20 protein-coding genes and 1 riboswitch are annotated in these 22,463 nt (G+C 67.4%); of the genes, 7 read left to right on the plus strand and 13 right to left on the minus strand.

What is annotated here, in order from left to right; genetic code table 11:
* The first annotated feature begins 98 nt into the window (after window positions 1-98).
* Together J2Y49_RS06075 and J2Y49_RS06080 are read left to right on the plus strand one after the other, a co-directional pair.
* On the plus strand, window positions 99-1,703 hold the full coding sequence (locus tag J2Y49_RS06075; RefSeq protein ID WP_310113244.1) for a DEAD/DEAH box helicase: 1,605 nt from the start codon (window positions 99-101) through the stop codon (window positions 1,701-1,703).
* A gap of 4 nt (window positions 1,704-1,707) precedes the next feature.
* Window positions 1,708-1,950 carry an Lrp/AsnC ligand binding domain-containing protein gene (locus J2Y49_RS06080; RefSeq protein WP_310113246.1) on the plus strand — a complete coding sequence of 81 codons (243 nt, stop codon included), beginning with the start codon at window positions 1,708-1,710 and terminating at the stop codon, window positions 1,948-1,950.
* Between the two features lie 83 nt (window positions 1,951-2,033).
* Here the strand turns inward: J2Y49_RS06080 and J2Y49_RS06085 are convergent, their stop codons facing one another.
* The 4 genes from J2Y49_RS06085 to J2Y49_RS06100 all read right to left on the minus strand — a co-directional run bounded on the left by J2Y49_RS06085 (window position 2,034) and on the right by J2Y49_RS06100 (window position 4,889).
* Window positions 2,034-2,879: a methyltransferase domain-containing protein gene (locus J2Y49_RS06085; RefSeq protein ID WP_310113248.1), complete on the minus strand. Its 846-nt coding sequence runs from the start codon at window positions 2,877-2,879 to the stop codon at window positions 2,034-2,036.
* A complete protein-coding gene (locus J2Y49_RS06090; RefSeq protein ID WP_310113249.1) occupies window positions 2,876-3,187 on the minus strand; it encodes a hypothetical protein in 312 nt (103 codons plus the stop codon). Before J2Y49_RS06090 ends, J2Y49_RS06085 begins: the two co-directional genes overlap by 4 nt.
* Before the next feature lie 139 nt (window positions 3,188-3,326).
* Window positions 3,327-3,662, minus strand: coding sequence for a hypothetical protein (locus tag J2Y49_RS06095; RefSeq protein WP_014247927.1), 336 nt, complete (start codon window positions 3,660-3,662; stop codon window positions 3,327-3,329).
* A gap of 204 nt (window positions 3,663-3,866) precedes the next feature.
* Window positions 3,867-4,889: a transglycosylase SLT domain-containing protein gene (locus J2Y49_RS06100; RefSeq protein ID WP_310113251.1), complete on the minus strand. Its 1,023-nt coding sequence runs from the start codon at window positions 4,887-4,889 to the stop codon at window positions 3,867-3,869.
* A 572-nt stretch (window positions 4,890-5,461) separates the two neighbouring features.
* Here J2Y49_RS06100 and J2Y49_RS06105 point away from each other — a divergent pair.
* Window positions 5,462-6,313, plus strand: a complete 852-nt coding sequence (locus J2Y49_RS06105; protein WP_310113255.1) for a sigma-70 family RNA polymerase sigma factor — start codon at window positions 5,462-5,464, stop codon at window positions 6,311-6,313.
* A 303-nt stretch (window positions 6,314-6,616) separates the two neighbouring features.
* Here J2Y49_RS06105 and J2Y49_RS06110 read toward each other — a convergent pair whose 3' ends face one another.
* A complete protein-coding gene (locus J2Y49_RS06110) occupies window positions 6,617-6,781 on the minus strand; it encodes a DUF1328 domain-containing protein (protein ID WP_014247924.1) in 165 nt (54 codons plus the stop codon).
* 363 nt (window positions 6,782-7,144) lie between these two features.
* On the opposite strand from J2Y49_RS06110, the gene J2Y49_RS06115 reads away from it, so the two are divergent.
* Window positions 7,145-7,522 (plus strand): hypothetical protein, encoded by a 378-nt coding sequence (locus J2Y49_RS06115; RefSeq protein ID WP_310113257.1) that lies wholly within the window; start codon window positions 7,145-7,147, stop codon window positions 7,520-7,522.
* A 2-nt stretch (window positions 7,523-7,524) separates the two neighbouring features.
* Here J2Y49_RS06115 and J2Y49_RS06120 read toward each other — a convergent pair whose 3' ends face one another.
* Together J2Y49_RS06120 and J2Y49_RS06125 are read right to left on the minus strand one after the other, a co-directional pair.
* Window positions 7,525-9,618 (minus strand): YjbH domain-containing protein, encoded by a 2,094-nt coding sequence (locus J2Y49_RS06120; protein ID WP_310113258.1) that lies wholly within the window; start codon window positions 9,616-9,618, stop codon window positions 7,525-7,527.
* A gap of 97 nt (window positions 9,619-9,715) precedes the next feature.
* Window positions 9,716-10,135, minus strand: coding sequence for an OsmC family protein (locus J2Y49_RS06125; RefSeq protein ID WP_014247921.1), 420 nt, complete (start codon window positions 10,133-10,135; stop codon window positions 9,716-9,718).
* A gap of 167 nt (window positions 10,136-10,302) precedes the next feature.
* Between J2Y49_RS06125 and J2Y49_RS06130 the strand changes: the two genes are divergently transcribed.
* Window positions 10,303-11,259 carry a cation diffusion facilitator family transporter gene (locus J2Y49_RS06130; RefSeq protein ID WP_310113259.1) on the plus strand — a complete coding sequence of 319 codons (957 nt, stop codon included), beginning with the start codon at window positions 10,303-10,305 and terminating at the stop codon, window positions 11,257-11,259.
* 4 nt (window positions 11,260-11,263) lie between these two features.
* On the opposite strand, the gene J2Y49_RS06135 is transcribed toward J2Y49_RS06130, so the two are convergent.
* Both J2Y49_RS06135 and metZ read right to left on the minus strand, forming a co-directional pair.
* Window positions 11,264-11,779, minus strand: a complete 516-nt coding sequence (locus J2Y49_RS06135) for a phasin family protein (protein WP_310113261.1) — start codon at window positions 11,777-11,779, stop codon at window positions 11,264-11,266.
* A gap of 82 nt (window positions 11,780-11,861) precedes the next feature.
* On the minus strand, window positions 11,862-13,070 hold the full coding sequence (gene metZ, locus J2Y49_RS06140) for an O-succinylhomoserine sulfhydrylase (RefSeq protein WP_310113263.1): 1,209 nt from the start codon (window positions 13,068-13,070) through the stop codon (window positions 11,862-11,864).
* An 80-nt stretch (window positions 13,071-13,150) separates the two neighbouring features.
* A riboswitch (SAM riboswitch) is annotated at window positions 13,151-13,230 on the minus strand.
* Between the two features lie 14 nt (window positions 13,231-13,244).
* Here metZ and J2Y49_RS06145 point away from each other — a divergent pair.
* Complete coding sequence (locus J2Y49_RS06145) at window positions 13,245-14,261, plus strand: AraC family transcriptional regulator (RefSeq protein WP_310113265.1); 1,017 nt, start codon at window positions 13,245-13,247, stop codon at window positions 14,259-14,261.
* Between the two features lie 64 nt (window positions 14,262-14,325).
* Here J2Y49_RS06145 and murJ read toward each other — a convergent pair whose 3' ends face one another.
* Window positions 14,326-15,900 carry a murein biosynthesis integral membrane protein MurJ gene (gene murJ / locus J2Y49_RS06150; protein WP_310113267.1) on the minus strand — a complete coding sequence of 525 codons (1,575 nt, stop codon included), beginning with the start codon at window positions 15,898-15,900 and terminating at the stop codon, window positions 14,326-14,328.
* 319 nt (window positions 15,901-16,219) lie between these two features.
* Between murJ and J2Y49_RS06155 the strand changes: the two genes are divergently transcribed.
* Entirely contained in the window at window positions 16,220-18,652 is a 2,433-nt protein-coding gene (locus tag J2Y49_RS06155; protein WP_310113268.1) for an ATP-binding protein, read from the plus strand.
* A gap of 16 nt (window positions 18,653-18,668) precedes the next feature.
* Here the strand turns inward: J2Y49_RS06155 and J2Y49_RS06160 are convergent, their stop codons facing one another.
* From J2Y49_RS06160 to J2Y49_RS06170, 3 genes are all read right to left on the minus strand, one after another.
* A complete protein-coding gene (locus tag J2Y49_RS06160; RefSeq protein ID WP_310113269.1) occupies window positions 18,669-20,540 on the minus strand; it encodes a PAS domain-containing protein in 1,872 nt (623 codons plus the stop codon).
* Between the two features lie 215 nt (window positions 20,541-20,755).
* Window positions 20,756-21,643, minus strand: coding sequence for a VOC family protein (locus J2Y49_RS06165; RefSeq protein ID WP_310113271.1), 888 nt, complete (start codon window positions 21,641-21,643; stop codon window positions 20,756-20,758).
* Window positions 21,644-21,749: 106 nt separating this feature from the next.
* A partial coding sequence (locus J2Y49_RS06170; RefSeq protein WP_310113273.1) for an FAD-binding protein occupies window positions 21,750-22,463 on the minus strand: 714 nt, incomplete at its 5' end.

Here is a 22,463-nt window from a genome sequence, read left to right on the forward strand (position 1 = left end):
TCTATTGACATGGCGCTTTGTCTACCTATTCTTCGGCCTCATCCAGGCGTCGAGCGATGACCGCTCGATTTGCGCACTCCAGAACAGAAACAGGTTGGATGCTTTTTTCGGAACTTGGGCTTGGCCCTGACGTCCTGCGCGCCATCGAGGACAAGGGTTACACCCAACCGACGCCCATTCAGGAACAGGCAATTCCCTGTGTCCTGCAACGCCGCGACGTGCTGGGCTGCGCGCAGACGGGCACCGGCAAGACGGCGAGCTTCACCTTGCCCATGATCGACATCCTGGCGTCGGGCCGTGCCCGGGCGCGGATGCCGCGGTCTCTGATCCTGGAGCCGACGCGCGAGCTGGCCGCCCAGGTGTCGGAAAGCTTCGAGACCTACGGCAAGCACCACAAGCTCAGCATGGCGCTGCTGATCGGCGGCGAGACCTTCACCGAACAGGTGAAGAAGCTCGACCGCGGCGTGGATGTGCTGATCGCGACTCCGGGTCGTCTGATCGACCTGTTCGAGCGCGGCAACATCATGCTGAACGACATCAAGGTCTTCGTCATCGACGAGGCCGACCGCATGCTCGACATGGGCTTCATCCCCGATATCGAGCGCATCGTCAGCAAGCTGCCGAAGAACCGCCAGACCCTGTTCTTCTCGGCCACCATGCCGCCGGAAATCCGCCGTCTGGCCGATGCGTTCCTCAGCGATCCGATGGAGATCAGCGTCGCTCCGCCCGCCTCTCCGGCGGAAACGGTGACGCAGGCGATGGTCCTGGTGCACGAGATGGACAAGCGCAAGGCGCTGCGCCATCTGCTGCAGACCGAGGACGTCAAGAACGCCTTCATCTTCTGCAACCGCAAGCGCGACATCGCCGTGCTGCAGAAGTCGCTGGAACGTCACGGCTTCAATGTCGGCGCGCTGCATGGCGATATGGTGCAGTCCAAGCGGACCGAGACGCTGGAGCGCTTCAAGCAGGGCGAAATCACCCTGCTGGTCTGTTCCGACGTCGCCGCCCGCGGCATCGATGTGCAGGGCCTCAGCCACGTCTTCAACTTCGACGTGCCGCTGACCCCGGACGATTACGTCCACCGCATCGGCCGCACCGGCCGCGCGGGCAAGCAGGGCCGCGCCTTCATGCTGGCCACGCCCGACGACACGAAACTGGTCGGCGCCATCGCGCGCCTCATCAAGCGGGAGATCCCCATGATCGCCATCGACGGCCTGGAGACGGCCGAGTTCGGCGAGGAAGACAGCAGCTCCCGCGGGCGTGGCCGTGGCCGTGGCGGTCGCGCTGCCAAGTCGGAAGCCCGTCCGCCCCGCGGCGGCCGTGAAGACCGCGCCCCGCGTGAGGAGCGCGCCGTCCGTGAGGATCGGCCGCCCCGCGAAGAGCGCGCCGCCCGTGAGGAACGGCCGGCTCGTGAGGAACGGCCGGTTCGTGAGGAGCGGCCCGTTCGTGAAGAGCGGTCCAGCCGCGACGACCGTCCGGTTCGCGAGGAGCGTCAGCCCCGCGAATCGCTGGCCGCAGCCGAAGCACGCCGCAACAACGACCCCCGCCGCGATCGTGACCGTGACCGCCGCCGCCGCCGTGACGACGACGACGATGACGTGCCGGTGATCGGTTTCGGTGACCACATGCCGGCCTTCATGCTGCGCTCCGCCCGTCCGCGTCCGTCCGCCGAAACCTCGACCGAACAGTCGCAGGAGGGCTGAGCCCGTGCAGACCATCTTCGTCATGGTCAAATGCGATCTCGGCAAGGCCTATGAGGTCGCCGATCAGGCCGTGCAGGTGATCGAACAGGTGTCGGAGGTGCATTCGATTTCCGGCCAGTACGATCTGCTGATGAAGTGCTATCTGAAGCAGGACGACGACATCGGCCGCTTCGTGACCGAGCATGTTCAGACCCTGCCGGGGGTGCGCGACACCTTCACGCTGATCGCGTACAAGGCCTTCGCCTGAGTACAAGTGGCTTGAAATTGGAAAGGCCGGGCGTTTGCCCGGCCTTTCTGCTTTTCGGATAGGATCGGCCGCGGCCGCCGGCCTTACCAGCCCACCACGATCCGCGCATGCGATGGTACCGGCACGATCCCGTCCACCGCCTGCGCGTCGAACCGCCGAGCGATGTCCGCCTCCAGCGCGCCGCGTTGTTCCGCGCCCAGGCCGCCCAGCCGGTGGCCGAAGCTCATGTCCAGTGCGGCGCGCCAGAAGGGCTGGCCGGCCGGCGCCTTGCGGAGCGGGGTCAGGTCGGTCTCCGCGGTTTCGCCGAATCCCGCGGCACGCATGGCGTCGGCGAGCAGTCCTGGCTCGGCAAAGCGGAACAGCGGGTCCAGGCTGCCATCCTCGCCCAGATGGGCGGCCACGACATCGCCGATCTCGGCGAACAGGCCGTTGCCGGCACGCGGTCCCCACACCATGAAGGCCGCCTTTCCACCAGGGCGCAGCACACGACGGACTTCACGCAGCGCGGCCTCCACCGCCGGCACGAACATGATCCCGAAGCGGCAGGTCACGCGGTCGAAGGCGGCGTTGGCGAAGGGCAGGGCGGTCATGTCCGCCGCAGTGAAGGCGGGCGCCGCTCCATCGACGTCACGGGCACGGCGCACCGCGCCTGCCATCATGCCGGGCACGAGATCGCTGCCGACCACCAGCCCGTCCGGCCCGGCGCGGCGTGCGGCACTCAGCGCCGGCTCACCCGCGCCGGACGCAAGGTCGAGCAGCCGTTCGCCCTCCGCCAGTCCGGCGGCGTCCAGCAGCGGGCGGTTCAGCTTGTCGGCCAGATCGGCCATCGGGTCGGCCCAGCGGTCCCAGGCATCGGCGCTGGCGGCCCAGCGGTCGCGCTCGCGGGCGGCGTCGGGACTGGCGGAGTCGGAAAGCAGTGTCGCGGTCAATGAAGAAGCCTCGCCGTGCCGGACACGCGCTGGACCGTGTCGGCATCGCTCAGCCGCTCGCCGAGAGCCGTCAGCTCGTCGGATATCTTGCGGTTGGCGTCGGTCAGTTGCTGGATGCGGGTCTGCGCCGCCTGATGCTGCGCAGACAGGGTCGCCACCGTCTCCGTCAGCTTGCGGATTTGCTGGGACTGGCGCGCCGACGCCTCGTTCAGGCTGCGGCGGATCGACCCGACGGCCACCAGCACGACAAGGCTGATGGTGATGCCGGCCGCAATGGCGACGATGCCGATCCCGGTGAACCAGTCCATGGGCGGCAAGCTTCCGCCCATTTCACCAATTGGTCAAGCTGCCTGACAATCCGTTACCGCCACGCAAACGCCGAAAACCCGGCGCAGTTTCAGGCGCCGGGTTCATTTGGTGGAGGGTCCGTTTGTGGACGGCGGGCGGTCAGCCGACGGTGCCGCTCACCGGACGCTCCGCCTTCATGCGCAGTTCCTTCAGGTGGTCGCCGAAGGCGCGCAGGACCGGCATGATGCGCTGGGTCTGGTCGGCCGTGACGTGGGCGTCAGTCTTCAGCACGATGGACGGCGCCTCGCTCATCAGACGCTTGGCGCGCATGGGGCCGACCTTGTCGTCGAGGAACATGGCCATGCCCATCAGAATGCCCAGCGTGACGTCGTCCGGAGCCTTGGGCAGGGCCAGGACTTCATGAAGCTCGTTCAGCAGCGTGTAGGCGACGATGGAGGTGCGTTCGATGGTGTCGACGTCGGCGGCCATGGGCATCGGGCGGGTCCTCGGGAAACGTTCGGATGAAACGTTGCGGGTGAGACGCTGGCGGGTGACGCGGGATGGCGTCCTTGTCCGAGACGCCAGCACTTGCGAAATCCGTCGTTCCCCGAGGGTAATCGTCACTTTATAACCAAAGTGTTAACCAAACGCGCCCCGAGTCGCCCGAGTCGCATTTTTCCGAGTCGCAATCTGTCGTTCTCAGCGTTTTCCGCTGCTGCGCGCCCTGGTCGAAAGCGACAGCTCGGCAACCTCTTCTCGCGCGGTGCTGACCAAGCCGGCGGACTGCACGATTCCCCGGTTGAAGGGGTGATAGGTCTGCGCGTAGATGCTGCGGATCTTGACGACGTAATCCTGGGTCTCGCGGTAAGGCGGGATGCCCTTGTACTGCAGGACCGCCCCCTCGCCGGCATTGTAGCCGGCCAGCGCATGGGTGACGTTGCCGTCAAAATAGGCCAGCAGCCAGCGCAGGTACTTCATGCCGCCGCGCAGGTTCTGTTCCGCGTCGAACGGGTTGGTGACCCCGAAGCGTTCCGCCGTCTCCGGGATCAACTGCATCAGGCCCTGGGCGTTCTTGTTCGACACCACGTCGACGCGATAGCCGGACTCCACCGCGATGACCGCCAGAACGAGATCGGGGTCGAGGCCGTAGGTCGGCGCCATCTTCTGCACCATGGCGCGGATTTCGGCCGGCGGCTTGCGGATGATGCCCCAGCGCAGGTTTGGCGGTTCGCAGCGGTCCGGGGTCTTCACGTTGCTGCCGGCGCTGCCGACCAGCCGCTCCGCCTGTTCGCTGCCCAGCGCGGCGGCCTTCCGCAGCCAGGCGCGGCCGAGCTCGGCATCCTTGTTGACGCCGCCCACTCCGGCCATGTGCATGCGCCCGGCCATCAGTGCCGCGTCGGCATAATCCTGACGGGCCGCGCGGCAGTAGAGCGATAAGGCAAGCCGCGGGTCGGCCTTTACCCCGTCGGCCCGCTCGTAATGCTGCGCCAGCTCATACTGGGCACGGACGCTGCCCTTGTTGGCGAGGGCCTCCAGCGCTGCGACGGTCTTCTCCGCGACGCCGGCCTTGGCGGGAACGGCAGCCAGCATGCCCGGAAGCATCAGGGCGGCGGCCAGCGCGCCGATGCGCGCACGGCTGGAGACCGGCCGGCGGGTGCGCTGATGGGTTGCAGAAGCGCGCGACGCGGACGGCGTACCGCAAAGGTTCGTGTGGTGTTCCACCGGACCCCCCTGTATGATTTTATTGAAGCCGTTTGAGACCATCGAAAGGTCGAGGTCAGAACTCACAGGGAGGACGCCGCGGCGTCTGCTGCACCGACCGGCAGAGTTGGCGGCATAATGCGAAACGGAAGGCTGGCTGCCTGTCACTACGTCACCAGTACTGCTTGATGTGGCGCCACCAATAAAAAATCCATAGACCGATCGACATGTTTCGGTCGGTCTTTTTCTTTTCAAGTTGGTCATGCGTCCTCCAATCGTGTTGGAGAGATAACGAAAGACCAAATTTAAAGCCAATGCTCGAACGGTGACCGCCCTGGGATACACGGGGTACTCTAGGGGTAATCTGGCCCGATTGTATGACCCACTAGCCTTTTTCCCAACTGGCAGCCCGTTTGTACGCTCATTACGTAGGGATCGGGCCAGATAATCGGCTGCAAATTCGGCGGCCCCGGACGAAGGAAGCACACCTTAGTCCGGGGCCGTCGCGCCGGAGGCCCCGGCAGTGCCGGAGAACCGCGAAAGTGGTCGGTGCGGCCGTGGCGAACGGCATTGAAGGAGGCATCGTTTCACCGATGGCGAACCACGTCGCGACCACCTTGAGCCACCGAATGCGCGGCCCGGCCCCGGTCGAGCCTGTAGCCTTCGGCGCCGAGGCCGTCGGCCGGACCCGTTCGGACCGCGCGCCGACGTACACTGACCAGCACCCCACCGATGCCCGTAACGGCCGTGCCGCCACCGATGGCGCGCAGAATGCCGCGGCTCAGACGGAGACCCATTTGAACGTTCATGCCGAGGCCATCGAGGCCGAAGCCGGAAGCGATGCGGCCAAGAACGACGCAACCGAGATGGACGCGGCCCACATCGACCCAGCCGACGGTGCACCCGCCGACGAATTCCGTCCCGATCCCAATGCACCGCCGGATCCGGCGGTGATCCGGCAGATCGAAGAGGAAATCCCGCGCCTGCGCCGTTTCGCCCGCGCCATGGTGCGCGATGCCACGCTGGCCGACGATCTGGTCCAGGAATGCCTTGAACGTGCGCTGTCCCGCCTGCATCTGTGGCGCCCCGGCACCAACCTGCGCGCCTGGCTGTTCACCATCCTGCGCAACCTGCACATCAACGGTGTCCGCCGCCGCCAGCCGGTGGTCGACATCGACGCCGAAGCGCAGGCCGCCATCGGCGCGGCACCGGGATCGCAATTCGTGCGGATGGAGCTTCGCGACCTGCGTCGCGCCCTCGCCCTGCTGCCGAACGAACAGCGTGAGGTCGTGCTGCTGATCGGCCTGGAAGGGATTTCCTACAACGAGGCGGCCGATATTCTCGGCATTTCGATCGGGACGGTGAAGTCGCGCCTGTCACGCGGGCGCCGCGCGCTCCGCCTGCTGATGGAAGGCCGCGATCCCGGGGAGGACGCGGACGCCTGATCCGCAGCGGCGAGCATCGTGAAACACGGGGTGTCCGGCGGCCGGGCGCCCCGTTTTCATGTCCGGGCTCCGTTTCCGTCTTTGACGCCGGGGAAAAAAGAACGGCGGCGTCCGGGGAAGACGCCGCCGAAGGCGGGGACAATCGAAGCGCCGCCCAGGCTCGCCGGCCCTGACGTCACTTACGGGGGAGAGAGTGTGTGTGTTGCAGCCTCAGGAGATGCCGCAATCAACCGGGCGGTCCGCCGATGGTTCCATCCCGTAACGGGAAAGCCATGGGCGGATCGCCCGGTGGATGCCGTGGCGCTACCGTCGCCGGACCAGACCCATGATCAGGCTGATGGCGAACAGCACAAGGAACAGGAAGAACAGGATCTGTGCGACGCCGGAGCTGGCCGACGCGATCCCACCGAACCCGAGCGCGCCGGCGATGAGCGCGATGACGAAGAAAACAAGAGCCCAATAGAGCATCATACCCTCCCTCGCTCGGCCGAAGATCTTCGAAGGACTTCGGGCGTCGCGCATGAGACAAGTCGTGGCCGCATCCGCCGTCCCGTCGTCTCCGCACCCCGATGTCTTCCTGTCCGGGAAGACGGGCCAAGGTGACGGTAAGCACAGCCGGTGCGGCGGCATTCGAAGTACAGAACAATGCCGTGGGCACGATGTTCCCGCGCCCTGTATCGGCCGGAATACCCGTGCACTCTCGGACCGTGGAGGTCTGGCATTTATGCAACATCCGGCGCTCTTGGGCGTTTCCTTACCCAGACGGCCGGCGGCTCGACCTCCGGCGACGCCGCGGTCCGGTCGCGGCGACCATCCGCAGGAGAGGGAAAGATGAAGACCAAGCTCTGGCTGGCGGCCTTCGTCGTCACGCTCGCGGCGGCTCCGGCCGCGATGGCGCAATATACCTATTCAAGTACCTATTCCGGCAGCACGGGCGCCGACCGCTCGATGTCGACCGGCCTGGGAAGCTCCGGCGGAGTCTCGTCCAACATCGCCGCGCGCCGCGCTCCCGGTCAGAAGCCGGTCGAGTTGCAGCAGACCACGCTGCTGAATCAGCTCAGTGCCGCCGGCTACGTGTCGGTGCGTGATTTCCGCAAGGACGGCGACCGCTACGTCGCCAGCGCGATGGACCGGCAGGGTCAATGGACGACCGTGGTCCTCGACCCGCATGCCGCCACAACGACACCCACCGGTGCAGCTGTCCGCTGACCTCAGTTCAACAGGCGGGACCATGTGCCGGCGAGGCGGCCATAGCCTCCCGGCACCCGCAGGTCGTAGAGCGGCAGCGGCTGCTGCAGGCGCTGCCCCGCATCGCGCCCCAGCGTGCGCACCGCCGTCTCGACGGTGCCGCCGACCGGCATCCAGCCCGATGTTCCGATCGGCACCACCAGCGCCAGCCCCCAATCCATCCGCCCGCCGAAGCGGCTTTGGGCGCCGTCCGGCCCCTCTGTCCAAGTGGCGTGGGCGGTCAGGCCGATGCCGCCGTCGAAGCGCCGCATCACCTCCACCGTTCCGCCCCAGTCGCCACCCAGATAGCGCCCAAGCCGCAACGCCGTGGTGGTGCCCGCCCCCGGCGCCTCCCAATAGAGGCTGGCATGGCCGGTGCCGCGCGCATCGGCGCGGTCGATGCCGAACAGGCTGTCCGGCCGCCGCTTCCAGACCTGGTTGAGGTCAAGGCCCACGGCCCAGCGGGCGGCCAGCGGCTGGTACAGAGCCTCCGCCGCGATGCCGCCATACATCTCTTCCAACTGGCCCAGTGACAGCCGGGTGGTCAGCCCGTCCACCGGGTTGCCGAGCCACGCCGCATAGGCATGGTCGAGCGACAGCGGGCGGTCCACATAGCGCGGCAGGTCGCTACGCACCGGATGTGCCGCCGGCAGGGCGTTGGTGTCCAGCAGGTCGAGGTCGCTTGCGGCGTTGATGCGCAGGCCGCCGCCCAGCACCAGCCCGCGCATCGGTTCACCGCGCAGCATCACATCGGTGTGGGTGCGCTGGGCGAGCGTGGTTCCAAGTTCCGCCAGATCGAAGGTCGCGACCAGCCGGGTCGACAGGTCGAACCGCGGACGCCAGTCCGGCACCGGGCCGGCGGACGGCTCTATGACGGTCGTGCGCCAAATCTCCTCGGGACTGCTGCGGTGACCGGCGGCGCGCTCCAGATCGCGGCGCAGCAGGGTGGTGGCGGCAGTGGCTACTCCCGCCGCACCGGTGACCACGCGCAGCCTCTCCACCTGTGGCGGGGCAAGATCGGCAAGCAGCCGTGCGGCGTCACCCACCTCGCGGGCCAGCGCCAGATGCCCGCCGCCGGCCGGGTCGAGCCAAAGGGTCGCCATGTCGCCGTCGATGCGAACGGACCGGACGGGCAGGCCGCGGCTGCGGGCGACCAGTGCGATGGCTTCTGCCGACAGCCCAGCCCCTTCCGATGGCCTTGGCCCCACCGCGGGTGGAGGACGTTGGGAGCGGTCGGCATCCACAGCCGGATCGAAACGGACCGACAGGCGCAGCATCAGCCGACGCCCTTGCTCATAGGCGGCTCCCAGATCGGCCCAGGATGCCGGGCGCCAGGACAGGCCGATGCTGTAGCGACTGCCGGGCTCGAAGCCGGGCTCGTCCTGCCGCTGCGCCCGGAAGCGGTCGCCGGATGACTCCAGCTTCAGGCTCAGCCCTTCCAGCGGTCCCATGGCCGGCATGTGCCATTCCGCCCCGCCGAACAGAGCCACCCGTTCGCCGCTGAACCATGCCCCCGGTCCGCGGCTGGTCGGCCATGCCGACGGGTCGCGGTCGCGGCGGAACCGGCCGCCCAGGAAGCGCAGCGGATTGCGGAGGTGCCCAGCCTCGCCCAGCGTTCCCCATCCCATGCCGACCGTGAGGTCCACGTCCCACCAGCGGCGCGACAGCGCGATGTACTCGCCGGCAAAGCGCCCCTTGCCCGGCAGGTCGAGCCCGGACCCGGTGACGTCCCGCCCGCCGACGACCAGCGCCGGCCCGCGTTCGTCCTCCCGCCGCAGGCGAAGCTTGAGGTCGAGGCCAGGTTCGCTGAGTCCGTAATAGCCGGGATAGGCGCTGTTGCGCGCTGTGACCTCAAGCCAGGGCAGCGGCTGCACGGAGATGGCATAGTGACGGTGCAGGTCGCCGAGCGCCGTCAGCCCGCCGCTCATCGACCCATCGGGTGCCATTCGCGCGGTCGGCATCTGCAAAAGCCCGACCCCGCCCCAATCGGACAGGCTTGGTCCGGACAGGCCGGATGGCCCGTCGTCGGCATGGGCAGGAAAGGCGGCTGCGAGGAAGATGAGGGCGAGGATGCGCACGCGATGATCGCGAAGGAACGGAAATCTCGTCCGATCCTTCGCTCTTCATGCGTATGGATGCAACCGAAAAGGTGCTGGTGACCGTCAAATATCGCCCTTACGGCGCTTCGACCACTTCGAAGTCGTGGGTGATGGTCGCGGTCTGGCCCAGCATGATGGAGGCGGAGCAGTATTTTTCCGCCGACAGCGCGATGGCACGCTCCACCTTGGCCGGATCCAGCTTGCGGCCGGTCACTGTGAAGTGGACGTGGATCTTGGTGAAGACCTTCGGGTCGGTCTCCGCCCGCTCGGCCTCGATGGCGGCGACGCAGTCGGTGATCTGCTGGCGGCCCTTCTCCAGGATCATCACGATGTCGAAACAGGTGCAGCCGCCCATCCCGATCAGCAGCATTTCCATCGGGCGGATGCCGGCGTTGCGACCGCCGGATTCGGGCGCGCCATCCATCACCACGGCATGGCCGCTGCCGGATTCGCCGACGAACATCTTGCCGTCCACCCAGGTGACGCGCGCCTTCATGACCAATTCCTTCGTTCACGGTTGGTGTGAGTGACCGCGCGAAGCTAGGCGCCGCAGCGGATCGGCGCAAGAGGGGGCGGACCACCGTTGCGCGGCTCTTGCCCTCCCGCGACGGCGGGCCCATGGTTGCGTGTGCTGCAATGCACCTTCCGACGAGGCTTTCCACCATGCCGCATGGACACATCCACGGCGGCCATTCCCATGGCGGTCACACCCACGGCACCCATACCGATGGGAGCCATCTTCACGCCCCCGCCCGCTACGACCGTTCCTTCGCCTTGGGCGCGCTGCTAAACATCGGCTTCGTTATGGTGGAAGCGGTTTATGGTCTGCTCGCCAACTCCACCGCACTGCTGGCCGACGCCGGGCATAACCTCAGCGACGTGATGGGGCTTCTGCTGGCCTGGGGTGCGGCGTGGCTGGGACGGCGATTGCCGAAGGGGCGCTACACCTACGGCTTCGGGAACGCCTCGATCCTTGCGTCGCTGCTGAACGCCATGATCCTGCTGATCGCCGTCGGCGCCATCCTGCTGGAGGCGGCGACCCGGCTGGTGGAGCCCGAACCGGTGGCGGAGACCACGGTGATGGTGGTGGCGGTGATCGGCATCGTCATCAACAGCTGGACCGCCTGGCTGTTCATCGGCGGACAGAAGCAGGACATCAACCTGCGCGGCGCGTACCTGCACATGGTGGCGGACGCGGCGGTGTCCGTGGGCGTGGTGCTGGCGGCGCTGGCCATCCGCTTCACCGGCTGGTTCTGGCTCGATCCAGTGACCAGCATCGTGATCGCGCTGGTGATCATCGCCGGCACCTGGGGACTGCTGCGTGATTCGGTGCGGCTGGCGATGAATGCGGTGCCCGATGGCATCGACCCAGCGGGGGTGGAGCGCTATCTGGCCGGACTGCCGGGCGTCGCCGCGGTGCATGACCTGCACATCTGGCCGATCAGCACGACGGAAACCGCGCTGACCGCCCATCTCGTCCGTCCCGGCATGAACCAGGACGACGCGCTGCTGCTGGAAATCTCGTCGGTGCTGAAGGACCGCTTCGGCATCGGCCACGCAACCATCCAGGTGGAGCATGACGGCAGCTGCTGCCGTCTGGCTCCGCCGGACGTGGTCTGAGCGGTCAGGCCTGCTCGCGGGCGAGGCGGCGGGCGTTGGCGCGCACCTTGCGGTAGGCGGGATTCATGCCGGCGGCGGCCAGCGCCGCCGTCGCCTCGATCAGGCGCAGGTTGGCATGGATGCCGGCATCGACCGCATCGGCCAGCAGGCGCTGCTGGACGTCGACGATCTCGACCGGATTCTTGCACGCGGCAAGGCCGCCGATGGTGACGGCAGCCGCCTGGGTCTGCTTCGTCACCATGGTGAACCAGGCCTGCCCGAACTCGCTGATGCCGGTGGCCACGGCGTGGAAGGCCTCCACCGCCGCCTCGACCTTCTCGGACCCCATGCGGATGAATTCCGGGTTGGCGAAGTCGATGGGGTTCGACATAGCCGCCGCCATCATCGCGGTGCGGTAGCCGATGGTCTGCGCCGCCGCGACGCCCATTTCGCTGCTGCGAAGGCCGGTTTTGGTCAGCTGGCCCGCCACCGCCATGAGCCTGTCGGTGGGATGGCCGTTGCCGGCGTTCTGTCGTGACATGGGCGTCGCCTCTCTCAAATCGTTGCCTGAACCGGAGCTTCAGCGTCAACGCTGCACTGCAGCATAAGTTCCGGCACGATCTTTACGCCTCGGCGAGCGCGCGGTCGAGATCTTCAATGATGTCCTGCGGGTCTTCGAGACCAACGGACAGGCGCAGCAGGCCGGGCTCGATCCGGGCGGCGACCTTTTCCTCGTCGGTCAGCTTGGAATGGGTGGTGGTGGCGGGGTGGGTGATCAGGCTCTTCGAATCGCCCAGATTGTTGGAGATCATCACCATCCGCAGTCCGTTCAGGGCATTGAACGCCTCGGTCTTGCCGCCCTTCAGGAAGACCGACAGCATGTTGCCGCCGCCGGTCATCTGCTTGCGCACCAGATCGTATTGCGGGTGGCTGGGCAGCAGCGGATAGAGCACCTGGGCAACCTTCGGATGGCTTTCCAGGAACTCCGCCACCTGCAGTGCCGCCGCCGACTGGGCGTGCACGCGCAGCTCCAGCGTCTCCATGCCCTTCAGCAGCAGCCAGGAATTGAAGGGGGAAATCGTCGGGCCGGTGTTGCGCAGGAAGGGGTGGATCACTTCCGAGGCGTATTTCCCGTCCTTGGCCAGGATGACGCCGCCCAGACAGCGGCCCTGTCCGTCGATGTGCTTGGTCGCCGAATAGATGATGACATCGGCGCCGAAGTCGAACGGGCGCTGAAGCACCGGCGTCGCGAAGGCGTTGTCGGCGACGACCACCGCGCCGGCCTTGTGGGCCAGTTTGCAGACGGCTTCCAGGTCGACGACCTCAAGGCCGGGGTTCGACGGGGTTTCCAGGAAGACCGCCTTGGTCGGCTTGGACAGCGCCTCTTCCCACTCCGCCAGATTGGTGCCGTCGACGAACACCGTTTCGATGCCGAAGCGGCTGCACAGTTCCTTGAGGACCCAATAGCAGGAAATGAAGAGCGCCCGCGGCGCAACCACCCGGTCGCCGGCCCGCAGCCCGCTCATCAGCGCGCCATGCACCGCTGCCATGCCGCTGGACGTGGCATAGGCCCATTCCGCCCCCTCATACTCGGCCAGCCGGTCCTCGAACATCGCCGAGGTCGGGTTGCGGAAGCGCGAATAGACGTGGCGCGAGCCGTCGTTGGCGAAGGCGTTCTCCGCCTCCTCGGCCGAGCCGTAGACGAAACCGGAGGTCTGGTACAGCGCCTCGCAGGTCTCGTCGAACTGCGAGCGGCGGATGCCGCCATGGACCAGCTTGGACCGCGGGCGCAGGCCCGAAACGTTCGGATTGCGATGATCGGTGCGCGACATTCCGCCACTCTCCCCTGGTGATCGCCGGTGGGGCAGGGCCGGCCGCAAACAAAAAAAGCCCCGACCGATCGGGTCGAGGCGCGGACGCGGCTCGGACCTTTTTAGCGGGTTGTTTTACGTGGCCCGCAAGCCGGTCGACCAAATCACCACGTAGGTTCGCTTGTACGACTGCCTATGACCGCCGTCAAGTGGGGGAGCGCCGCATTCTCGATATCAGAATCCATCCATTCCGGCGACCCGAATCGTCGGTCGATATTCAGCAAGATGTGCCAGGACGGCTGCGGGTCCTCCGGCTTATGGTTCCCGTCAACAACCGTGCATGCCGGACCGACTATGAGCAGGAAAGAGTACGACCAGAGATTTTCCCGACTGTTCGACTACATCGATCGGAATCTGGGAGGCGACCTTTCGCTCGACAGGTTGAGCGATGTTGCCTGTCTCTCGAAATTTCACTTCCATCGTCTATTCTCGGCTCATTTCGATATCAGCGTCGGGAAGTACATCCAATTGGCACGGTTGAAGCGGGCGTCGTTCCGGCTGGCCTTCTATCCGGCCGACAAGGTCATCGACATCGCTTTGGACGCCGGGTTCGAAACGCCGGAATCCTTCTCCCGCGCCTTCAGGAATGCGTTCGGCAAGACGCCGTCCGAGTTCAGGAAAACTCCGGAATGGCGGCAGTGGCACGACCGCTATCGTCACATCAAAAGGAAGGGGATCAGGACCATGGATGTCTCGGTCGTCGAGTTCCCGCCCGTTGTGGTGGCTGCCTATCGTCATCGTGGCCCGATTGATGACGTGAATGACTCGGCCCGCATCTTCATCGACTGGCGCAAGGCCAGTCGACTATCGCCACGCGAGCGGTGCCGGACCTTCGGCGTTGCGTTCGACAACCCTGAAACGACCGCACCGGCCGAGTTCCGGTTTGACATCTGCGGGGAGATCGATGGAGAGGTGCCGGAAAATCCGCAGGGAGTGGTGAAAAAGCACATCCCCGGTGGCCGCTGCGCCGTCGTCAGGCACCGGGGAGCGCACGAACAGATCGGCGAAGTCGTGAGGTTCCTCTATGTCCATTGGCTTCCGGAAAGCGGCGAAGAGCTTCGCGACTTCCCGGTCTACTTCCACTACCTGAATTTCGCCGGAGAAACGCCGGAGCATGATCTGCTGACCGACGTCTACCTGCCGCTGAAGTAAAGAACGCGCATCCGGGATCGGTCAGCGAGGAACGGAAGTGGCGTTGCTTCCGTCAATTGCTGTCTCACCCGATCTGCTCTGCGGCTGGTTGCGCCGTTTTCGACAGCATTCCCTTCACATCAGCCATTTTGGCCCCGCCCAGCAGAACCGCCAGTGCTCCGAAGGCGGCGGCGCCGCCGGATACCAGCAATGCCAGTGCGGTGAACCGTAAGGCGGTGGAGGGTGCCGCCAGCCAGGGGTCCAGCACACGCCCGCCCACCAGCAGCGCCGCTCCCATGCCGGCGGCGGCCAGGGCGATCCGGGGTGCGCGGCGCTTCAACCGGTCATCCAGGTCGAACAGGCTGCGCCTGCGCATCGCCGCCACCAGCAACCCGACATCCAGCCACGCCGTCAGCCCGGTCGCCAGCGCGATGCCGACATGCCCGAGCCACGGCATCAGCGCCAGTGCCAGTGCGGCGGTCGCAACGGTCACGATGATCGCGACGCGCACCGGCGTCACCGTGTCGTGGCGGGCGAAGAAGGCTGCGTTCAGCGACTTCACGATCACATAGGCCGGGATGCCGATGGCATAGGCGGTGAGCGCCATGGCCGTGGCGTGCGCCTCGTCCGGGCCGAAGGCGCCGCGCTGGAACAGGACGGACACCATCGGCGCCCCCGCCACGCCCAGCGCGACCGCGGCAGGAAGGCCAAGCAGCAGGCTGAATTCCAGCGCGCGGCTCAGATAATGACGCACCATGCCCTCGTCCCCGGCGGCGGCATGGCGGGCCAGCACCGGGAGAAGGGCGGTGCCGATGGCGATGCCGATGACGCCCAGTGGCATCTGGTTCAGCCGGTCGGCATAGTAAAGGAACGACACGGCGCCCGAGGGCAGCAGCGAGGCGAGCACGATGTTCAGGAACAGGTTGATCTGCATGACGCCGGCCCCGATGGCCCCCGGCCCGATCAACCGGAACAGCCGCCGCATGCCGTCGGTCATCCGGGGCCGCCGCAGGCGAAGCGTCACGCCGGCATTGCGGCAGGCCCAGGCCATCCATCCGACCTGCACCGCTCCGGACAGGGTGACCGCCGCCGCCATGGCGATGCCCGGCTCCAGCCCCAGCCGTGGCGCGACCAGCAGGGCGGCGACCAGGGTCAGGTTGAAGGCGATGGGTGCGGCGGCGAAGGGGCCGAAGCGGTCCAGCGCGTTCAGCACACCGCCCAGCAGCGCCACCAGCGAGATCAGCGCCAGATAGGGAAAGGTCAGCCGCGCCATGTCCACCGCCAGGGCGAACTTGGCGGGCTCGTCGGAGAAGCCGGGGGCGAGGCCATGCATCAGCCAGGGCATCGCGACGACGGCCGCCAGTGTGAAGGGCAGCAGCACCGCCAGCAGCATCGCCAGCGACTCTTCCGCGAATCGCACGGCGGCGGTCCGGCCGCGGGTCTGCAGTTCCGCGGCGAACAGCGGGATGAAGGCGACGCCGAAGGCGCCTTCCGCGAACAGGCGGCGGAACAGGTTGGGCAGTTTCAGCGCGACGAAGAAGGCGTCGGCCACCGGGCCGGCGCCCAGGACCGCAGCGGTCAAAATGTCGCGTGCGAAGCCGGCCAGCCGGCTCAGCAGGGTCAGTCCGCCGACGGTGGCGATGGCGCGGGCAAAGCTCATTCACGCGGTATAGCGGTCGGCCGGAGCGCCGCAAAGCCGGCATTTCGGCGGGTTGACCGACGGGCCGGTGCGCTGGGGTGCATAGCCGGAGCGTTCGAGGTGAGCCGTCGTCACGACCGGTGCGCATGGGTGGAGCAACTTCGTTGCGCTGCCACCTTCCCGGTAACGCCGTTGCGTCCGCACCTGCGTTGCGGCATGCTTGCGTCCGCCTGCCGCCGCCGTCCGCCTTTCGCCGATGGACGCGGCCGGCGGACGATCCACTGCGTTCGGGGTATACGTGAAGCGGGCGCTCTGGCTTTTTTCCGGTTTCGGCGGGCGATTGGTCCTGCCCGCCCTGGCGGTCGTGCTGGCGATCGCCGCCCTGTGGTGGATTCTGCTCGACCGGCTGGAGCGGGAGGAGCGGCTGCTGGACCTCACGGTCCATGAAAAGACCGCCGTCGTCGCCCGACTGGTGGAGGAGCATGCGATCTCCACCTTCCGCCGGGTCGACGACCTTCTGCTGGATCTGATCGCCAATACGGAACGCAACCGGGCCATGCGCCTGGACACCCGCCGCGCCTTCGAGGAAGGTCTGGTGGTGGGTGTGCGCGTCTATGATTCTGCCGGGTTGCTGACCATGGGCGGCGGACGGGCGACCTTCCAGGGCAGCGTCACCGACCGTGACGAATTCCGCATCGCCCGCGACAGCGCGCCGCGCGGACTGGTGATCGGCATGCCCTATGCGTCGTCGGAGACGCAGGATGCCCTGATCCCCGTTTCGCGCCGGCTGGAGAATGGCGACGGCACCTTCGCCGGCATCGCCGTGGCCGACATTCCGGTCGAATCCTTCGTTCGCTACTTTCGGGTGCTGGGGCTTCCTCCGGATGGGGCGGCGGCGCTGCTGCGCACGGATGGCGTCATCATCGCCCGCAATGTCAGTTCCAATTCCGTGTCCGGCCGTGGCACCGCCAACTCCGAGCTCTGGCAGGCGGTGAAACAGAACCCCATCGGCCACCTTCGCATGGTCAGCCCGGTCGACGGGGTGGAGCGCATCATGGCCTTCCGGTCGGCCCCGGACTATCCGGTCATCGCGATCGTCGGCGAATCGGTGGAAACGGTTTTCGGACCCTGGCGTGACAATGCCCGCCTTTATATCGGCTGGGCGGTCGCCACCACGGTGGTGATCCTGCTGTTCATCGTCGCCTTCATCGTCGAACTGCAATGGCGGCGCCACACCGACCGGGCCCTGCGCGTCCGCAACCGTGCGCTGGCCTGGAGCAACGACGGCATCATGATCGCCGATGCGACCCAGCCCGGCATGCCCATCGTCTATGTCAACCCGGCGCTGGAAAAGCTGCTGGGCACGCCGATGTCGGGCTTGATGGGCAGCGGCGCCCTGACGGCGCTGGAGCGGGCCACGAACGACCGGGCGGCTCTGCAGCCGCTGCGCGACGCCATCGTCGTCGGCCGCGACGCGCGGGTGGAACTGGCGCGGGCAGGCGACGGTCCGGAGGATCCCCGCTGTCTGGAACTGAGCGCCTCGCCGGTGCGCGACCACGACAACCGGCTGGTCAGCCTGATCGCGACCGTCCGCGACATTTCCGAGCACAAGCGCGCCCAGGCGGCGCTGGCCGACGCCCGTCGGGAGGCCGATCGCGCCAATGTCGCCAAATCGAAATTCCTCGCCGCCGCCAGCCACGACCTGCGCCAGCCCGTCCAGTCGCTGATGCTGCTGATGGAGGTGCTGTCCGGCCGTGTCACGGATGGAATGACGCGCAACGTTCTGGGCACCATGGAGCGGGCGCTCGGCGCGCTGAAGATGCTGCTGGACGGTCTGCTCGACGTTTCCCGGCTGGAGGCCGGCGCCGTGGTGCCGGAGGTGGAGGTGTTCGCCCTGTCCGAGGTTATGGACCGTGTGGCCGCCAACAGCCGGTCCGTCGCCGTCCAGAAGGGGCTGATCCTGCACATCGTGCCCTGCCGCGCCCATGTGCGCAGTGACCCGATGCTGCTGGGACGCATCCTGCAGAATCTGGTGGAGAACGCGCTGCGCTACACCGACAGGGGGCGCATCCTGATCGGCTGCCGCCGCCGCGGCGGGAACTTGCGGATCGAGGTGTGGGACACCGGCATCGGCATCCCGGCAGACCAGCAGGACGACATCTTCCAGGAGTTCGTGCAGGTCGGCAATGCCAGCCGCAACCGCGACCAGGGTCTCGGCCTCGGACTGGCGGTGGTGCGGCGGCTGTCGGTCATGCTCGGCCATTCGGTGGCGGTCCGCTCCATGCCCGGACAGGGCTCCGTCTTTTCGGTCGAAGTGCCGATGGCCGCGCCGCCCGCCGCCAAGGCGCTCTCCCCGGCTTCCGCGCCGCGCCCGGCCTTCGCGACCACGGTGCTGGTGATCGAGGATGACGGGATCGTGCGCGAGGGGCTGCGCGCCATGCTGGCCGAATGGGGCTACACGGTGCTGGCCGCCGAATCCTGCGCCGAGGCGCTGGATCTCGCCCATCGCGGACCGCCTCCCGACCTGATCGTCGCCGATTACCGCCTGCGCGACGGCCGCACAGGGACCGAAGCGATCCGCGAGGTGCGGCTGGCCCTTGGCCGCATCCTGCCGGGCATCCTGGTCACCGGCGATACCGCGCCGGCCCGCGCCCAGGAGGCGGAGGCCGGCAATTTCCGCGTCATGCACAAGCCGGTGATCGCCGCCGACCTGCGCCGTGCCGTCGCCGAGGCGCTGGAGCCGCTGCTGCGCGAACGCCAGACGGTGGCTTGAGCTCGGATTCGACGCCTCAGACGAGGTCCGGCGCCTGCCGCGGCACCCGCAGGATGAAGACGGCGCCCCCTCCGGCGGCGTTGTCGGCGGCGTTACCGGCGCTCAACTGACCGCCCAGCGTCTGGGTCGCCAGATTGTAGGCGATGTGCAGCCCCAGCCCGACGCAGCCGGCATGGCGTGCGGTGGTGAAGAAGGGATCGAAGATCCGCGGTAGGTCGGCCTCGAGGATGCCCTGTCCGTCATCGCTGTGCACCACCTCGATCCAGTCGTCGCCGTCGGCGTGGATGTCAATGACGATCCGGCCGCTCTGCTCCGGCCGGAAGGCATGCATCAGTGCGTTGCGCACCAGATGGGTCAGCACGCGGGCGAAGGCGCCGGGGAAACTCTCCAACTGCAGCGCTTCCGGACAGATCAGCTCCACCCGGTGGCCGGACGAACCGATCTGCGTGTGCAGGCTCAGCAATACGTCCTCGGTGTATTCGCGCAGATAGAAGGTGCGGCGCTCGTCGCCGGTCTGGTCGGCGGCCACCTGCTTGAACATGTGGACCAGCGATGCGATCCGCTCAGTGTTGCCGACCAGAAGCTGACCCGCCTCCTGCGCCACCTCCAGGAAGCCGGCCAGGGCCGAGCGGGTCAGCGCGTTGGCGGCGAACTGGCGTTTCACGTCCTCCGCCCGGCTCAACAGGTGCGAGGCGGTGGTCAGCGCCACGCCGACCGGCCCATTGACCTCATGCGCCACCCCGGCGACCAACTGGCCGAGCGAGGCCATCTTTTCGGTCTGCACCAGGCTGTCCTGGGCGTCCTGCAGGTCGCGATAGGCCTGTTCCACCCGGTCCTTGGCTGCGCGCAGGGCGTCCGCGGCGCGTGCCCGTTCCGTGGTGTCGAGCATCACGCCGAACAGGTGGGTCAGACGTCCATCCAGGTCGAAGCGGGGCGCGCAGGAGGAGGAGACGTAGCGAACCTCTCCCGCGGGATCGATCACGCGGTATTCGACGTAGACGCGCTTGGAATTGCCGATCACGCTTTCCAGCATGTTGCCGAAGGACAGGCGGTCGTCGGGGTGAAGGATATCCAGCAGGCGGTCGAAGGTCGGCTCGAACCGTTCCGGGTCCTGGCCATAGATGCCGAAGGCCTCGCGGTTCCAGACCAGCGTGCCGCTGTGGATGCCGTATTCCCAATAGCCGAGATGGCCGGTGCGGTATGCCTCCTCCAGCCGCTGTTTCGCGGCCTCCAGCTGTGCCGCCGCCTCGGCCCGTTCGGTGCTGTCCATCATCACGCCGAAGACGTGGGTCAGCCGCCCATCCGTATCCAGCCGTGGCGCGCAGGAGGAGGAGACGTAGCGGACCCGCCCGTCGCCGTCATGGACGCGATATTCGACATATACCCGCTTGGGGTTGTCGACGACGCTTTCCAGCATGTTGCCGAAGCGCGGCCGGTCGTCCGGATGCAGGATGCCCAGCAAGGCATCGAAGCCTCGGGCGAAGCGGTCGCGGCCATGCCCCAGAACGGCAAGGGCGGCGTCGGTCAGCATCAGCTCGCCCAATCGGATGCCGTATTCCCAGTAGCCGAGCTTGGCGGTGTGATACGCCTCCTCCAGCTTCTCGGTCGCCAGATCAAGGCTGCGGGCGGTACGGCGCTGGTCGGTCACGTCCTCCACCGTCGCGATCCAGGGAGGGCCGCCAACACGGACCAGCAGGTCGCGCGGCTCGCCCGCGCCGGGGCCGGTGGAAACCTCCCGCACCGTACCGGGGGGCGCATCGGCCAGATCGGCCGGCATGGCGTCCGCGCTGCCGTAGCGGGCAAGGAAACAGCGGTTGCCGCAGAGTCGGCCATCGTCGCCGCGCATCAGAGCGGGAACGGGCAGGGCGTCGAACAGTGGATCCGGCATCGGGTGGTTCTCCGCCCCCGGAGCCCCCGCCGCATCCCTGGTCCCGCCCACTGCCATCATGTCCATCTCCACAGCCGGCGCCCGTCCGTGGGCGCCACTGTCGCTGGACACTACACAAGCAATTTTGCCAGTCCTATGCCCAATTCGACGCGAATTGTCGCTAGTCCATATCGGTATCGATATGGACCGGATGGGGCTACCGCCGGCTCAGGAACTCAGGGAATCAGGGCGTCGAGGTCGAAATCCTGCGCGAATGCGATCATCGCACCGCAGGCGCCGGGGGAGTTCACCCGCATCACGCCGCCGCCGACCACGGTCGGCACCTTGCTCTTCTGCAGGGCTTGCTGGGCTTTCACCGGATCGGCGACGCGCACGACAAAGCCGGCGAAGAAGGGAAGGGGGGTGGCGAAGGCCGGATCGGCGGTCCAGGCCCAATGCAGCCGGTCCGGCGTGGCGACCATCACCGGGACCTGCCCGTCGCCGGGCTGGCCGGGCTCCACCACGCGTGCCGCCCCGCGGTCGGTGACCGTGCCGCCCAGCAGCCTGGCATAGGTCGCAGCGACCGCGTCGGGATCGGCGGCGGCGATCACCAGCGCTTCCAGTCCGATGGCGCTGTTGGCATGCTCCAGCTGGTCGGGGCGCCAGACGAGATCCGGCGTGTGATGCTGGCACAGGAAGACACGGCCGGCCGGCGTGGCTTCGGGATCGATCTGGGTGATGGTGAAGCTGGCGTCGCGCGTGCCCTCCGGCAGTTCCACAGGCCGGCCGAAATCGACGGACTCCGGCGCGGGGAAGCCGGCGGCGGACAGCGGCCCGGCGGCGGCGCGGGCATCCGGAGTCTTCAACGCGATGGCGGCGATCCCCTCGCGCTGGCGCAGGAAGGCAGCGTAATGGGCGTTGGCAGGCCGCTGCTCCTCGATGCCCAGCAGTTCCAGATAGGTGCCGGTCGGGAACAGGATGGTGTGGTTGGCGGATTTCAGCTGCGTATGGTGCCCGCGCGGCGTCACCGTGAATCCAAGCCGGCTGTAGGCATCGCGCGCGGCGTCGAGGTCGCGGGTTGCGATGACCAGATGGTCCAGTCCGGTGATGCCGTCGATGCTCATGGCGTCCTGCCGCTGTCGGGTTGTTGTGCCGCCAGCGATAGAACAGCCGGCCCGTCGCGGCAAGCAGATTGCCCTCTCCCGCTGCGGAGGCGGGAGAGGGTGGAGGTCACAGCGCCTGCTGCAGCTCCGGCAGGGCCTTGAACAGGTCGGCGACGAGGCCGTAGTCGGCGACCTGGAAGATCGGCGCCTCCTCGTCCTTGTTGATGGCGACGATCACCTTGCTGTCCTTCATGCCGGCCAGATGCTGGATGGCGCCCGAGATGCCGACGGCGACATAGAGGTCCGGCGCAACGATCTTGCCGGTCTGGCCGATCTGGTAGTCGTTCGGCACGAAGCCGGCATCGACCGCCGCGCGGCTGGCGCCCACCGCGGCACCCAGCTTGTCGGCGATCGCTTCCAGCAGGTGGAAGTTGTCGCCCGACTGCATGCCGCGACCGCCGGAAATGACGATGCGGGCGGAGGTCAGCTCCGGACGCTCCGACTTCGACAGCTCGGCCGAGACGAAGCTCGACAGGGCAGGATCGCCGACGGCGGCGACGCTCTCCACCGCGGCGCTGCCGGAGGCTGCCGCCGCTTCGAAGGCGGTGGTGCGGACGGTGACGATCTTCACCGCGTCGGCCGACTGCACGGTGGCGATGGCGTTGCCGGCGTAGATCGGCCGCTCGAAGGTGTCGGCGGAGAGCACGGCGGTGATGTCGGAGATCATCGCCACGTCGAGCAGCGCCGCGACGCGCGGCAGCACGTTCTTGCCCACCGAGGTGGCGGCGGCGAAGACGTGGCTGTAGCCGGAAGCGAGCGAGACCAGCAGCGCCGCGACCGG

This window comes from Azospirillum sp. BE72 (assembly GCF_031455875.1).
Taxonomy (GTDB): domain Bacteria; phylum Pseudomonadota; class Alphaproteobacteria; order Azospirillales; family Azospirillaceae; genus Azospirillum.

Bases quoted from the DNA above. Each gene is read 5' to 3' on its own strand.
- J2Y49_RS06075 (WP_310113244.1), top strand. From the start codon at position 99: ATGCTTTTTTCGGAACTTGGGCTTGGCCCTGACGTCCTGCGCGCCATC.
- J2Y49_RS06090 (WP_310113249.1), bottom strand. From the start codon at position 3,187: ATGGACTGGTTCACCGGGATCGGCATCGTCGCCATTGCGGCCGGCATC.
- J2Y49_RS06095 (WP_014247927.1), bottom strand. From the start codon at position 3,662: ATGCCCATGGCCGCCGACGTCGACACCATCGAACGCACCTCCATCGTC.
- J2Y49_RS06105 (WP_310113255.1), top strand. From the start codon at position 5,462: ATGGCGAACCACGTCGCGACCACCTTGAGCCACCGAATGCGCGGCCCG.
- J2Y49_RS06110 (WP_014247924.1), bottom strand. From the start codon at position 6,781: ATGCTCTATTGGGCTCTTGTTTTCTTCGTCATCGCGCTCATCGCCGGC.
- J2Y49_RS06115 (WP_310113257.1), top strand. From the start codon at position 7,145: ATGAAGACCAAGCTCTGGCTGGCGGCCTTCGTCGTCACGCTCGCGGCG.
- J2Y49_RS06125 (WP_014247921.1), bottom strand. From the start codon at position 10,135: ATGAAGGCGCGCGTCACCTGGGTGGACGGCAAGATGTTCGTCGGCGAA.
- J2Y49_RS06130 (WP_310113259.1), top strand. From the start codon at position 10,303: ATGCCGCATGGACACATCCACGGCGGCCATTCCCATGGCGGTCACACC.
- J2Y49_RS06135 (WP_310113261.1), bottom strand. From the start codon at position 11,779: ATGTCACGACAGAACGCCGGCAACGGCCATCCCACCGACAGGCTCATG.
- metZ (WP_310113263.1), bottom strand. From the start codon at position 13,070: ATGTCGCGCACCGATCATCGCAATCCGAACGTTTCGGGCCTGCGCCCG.
- J2Y49_RS06145 (WP_310113265.1), top strand. From the start codon at position 13,245: ATGACCGCCGTCAAGTGGGGGAGCGCCGCATTCTCGATATCAGAATCC.
- murJ (WP_310113267.1), bottom strand. From the start codon at position 15,900: ATGAGCTTTGCCCGCGCCATCGCCACCGTCGGCGGACTGACCCTGCTG.
- J2Y49_RS06160 (WP_310113269.1), bottom strand. From the start codon at position 20,540: ATGCCGGATCCACTGTTCGACGCCCTGCCCGTTCCCGCTCTGATGCGC.
- J2Y49_RS06165 (WP_310113271.1), bottom strand. From the start codon at position 21,643: ATGAGCATCGACGGCATCACCGGACTGGACCATCTGGTCATCGCAACC.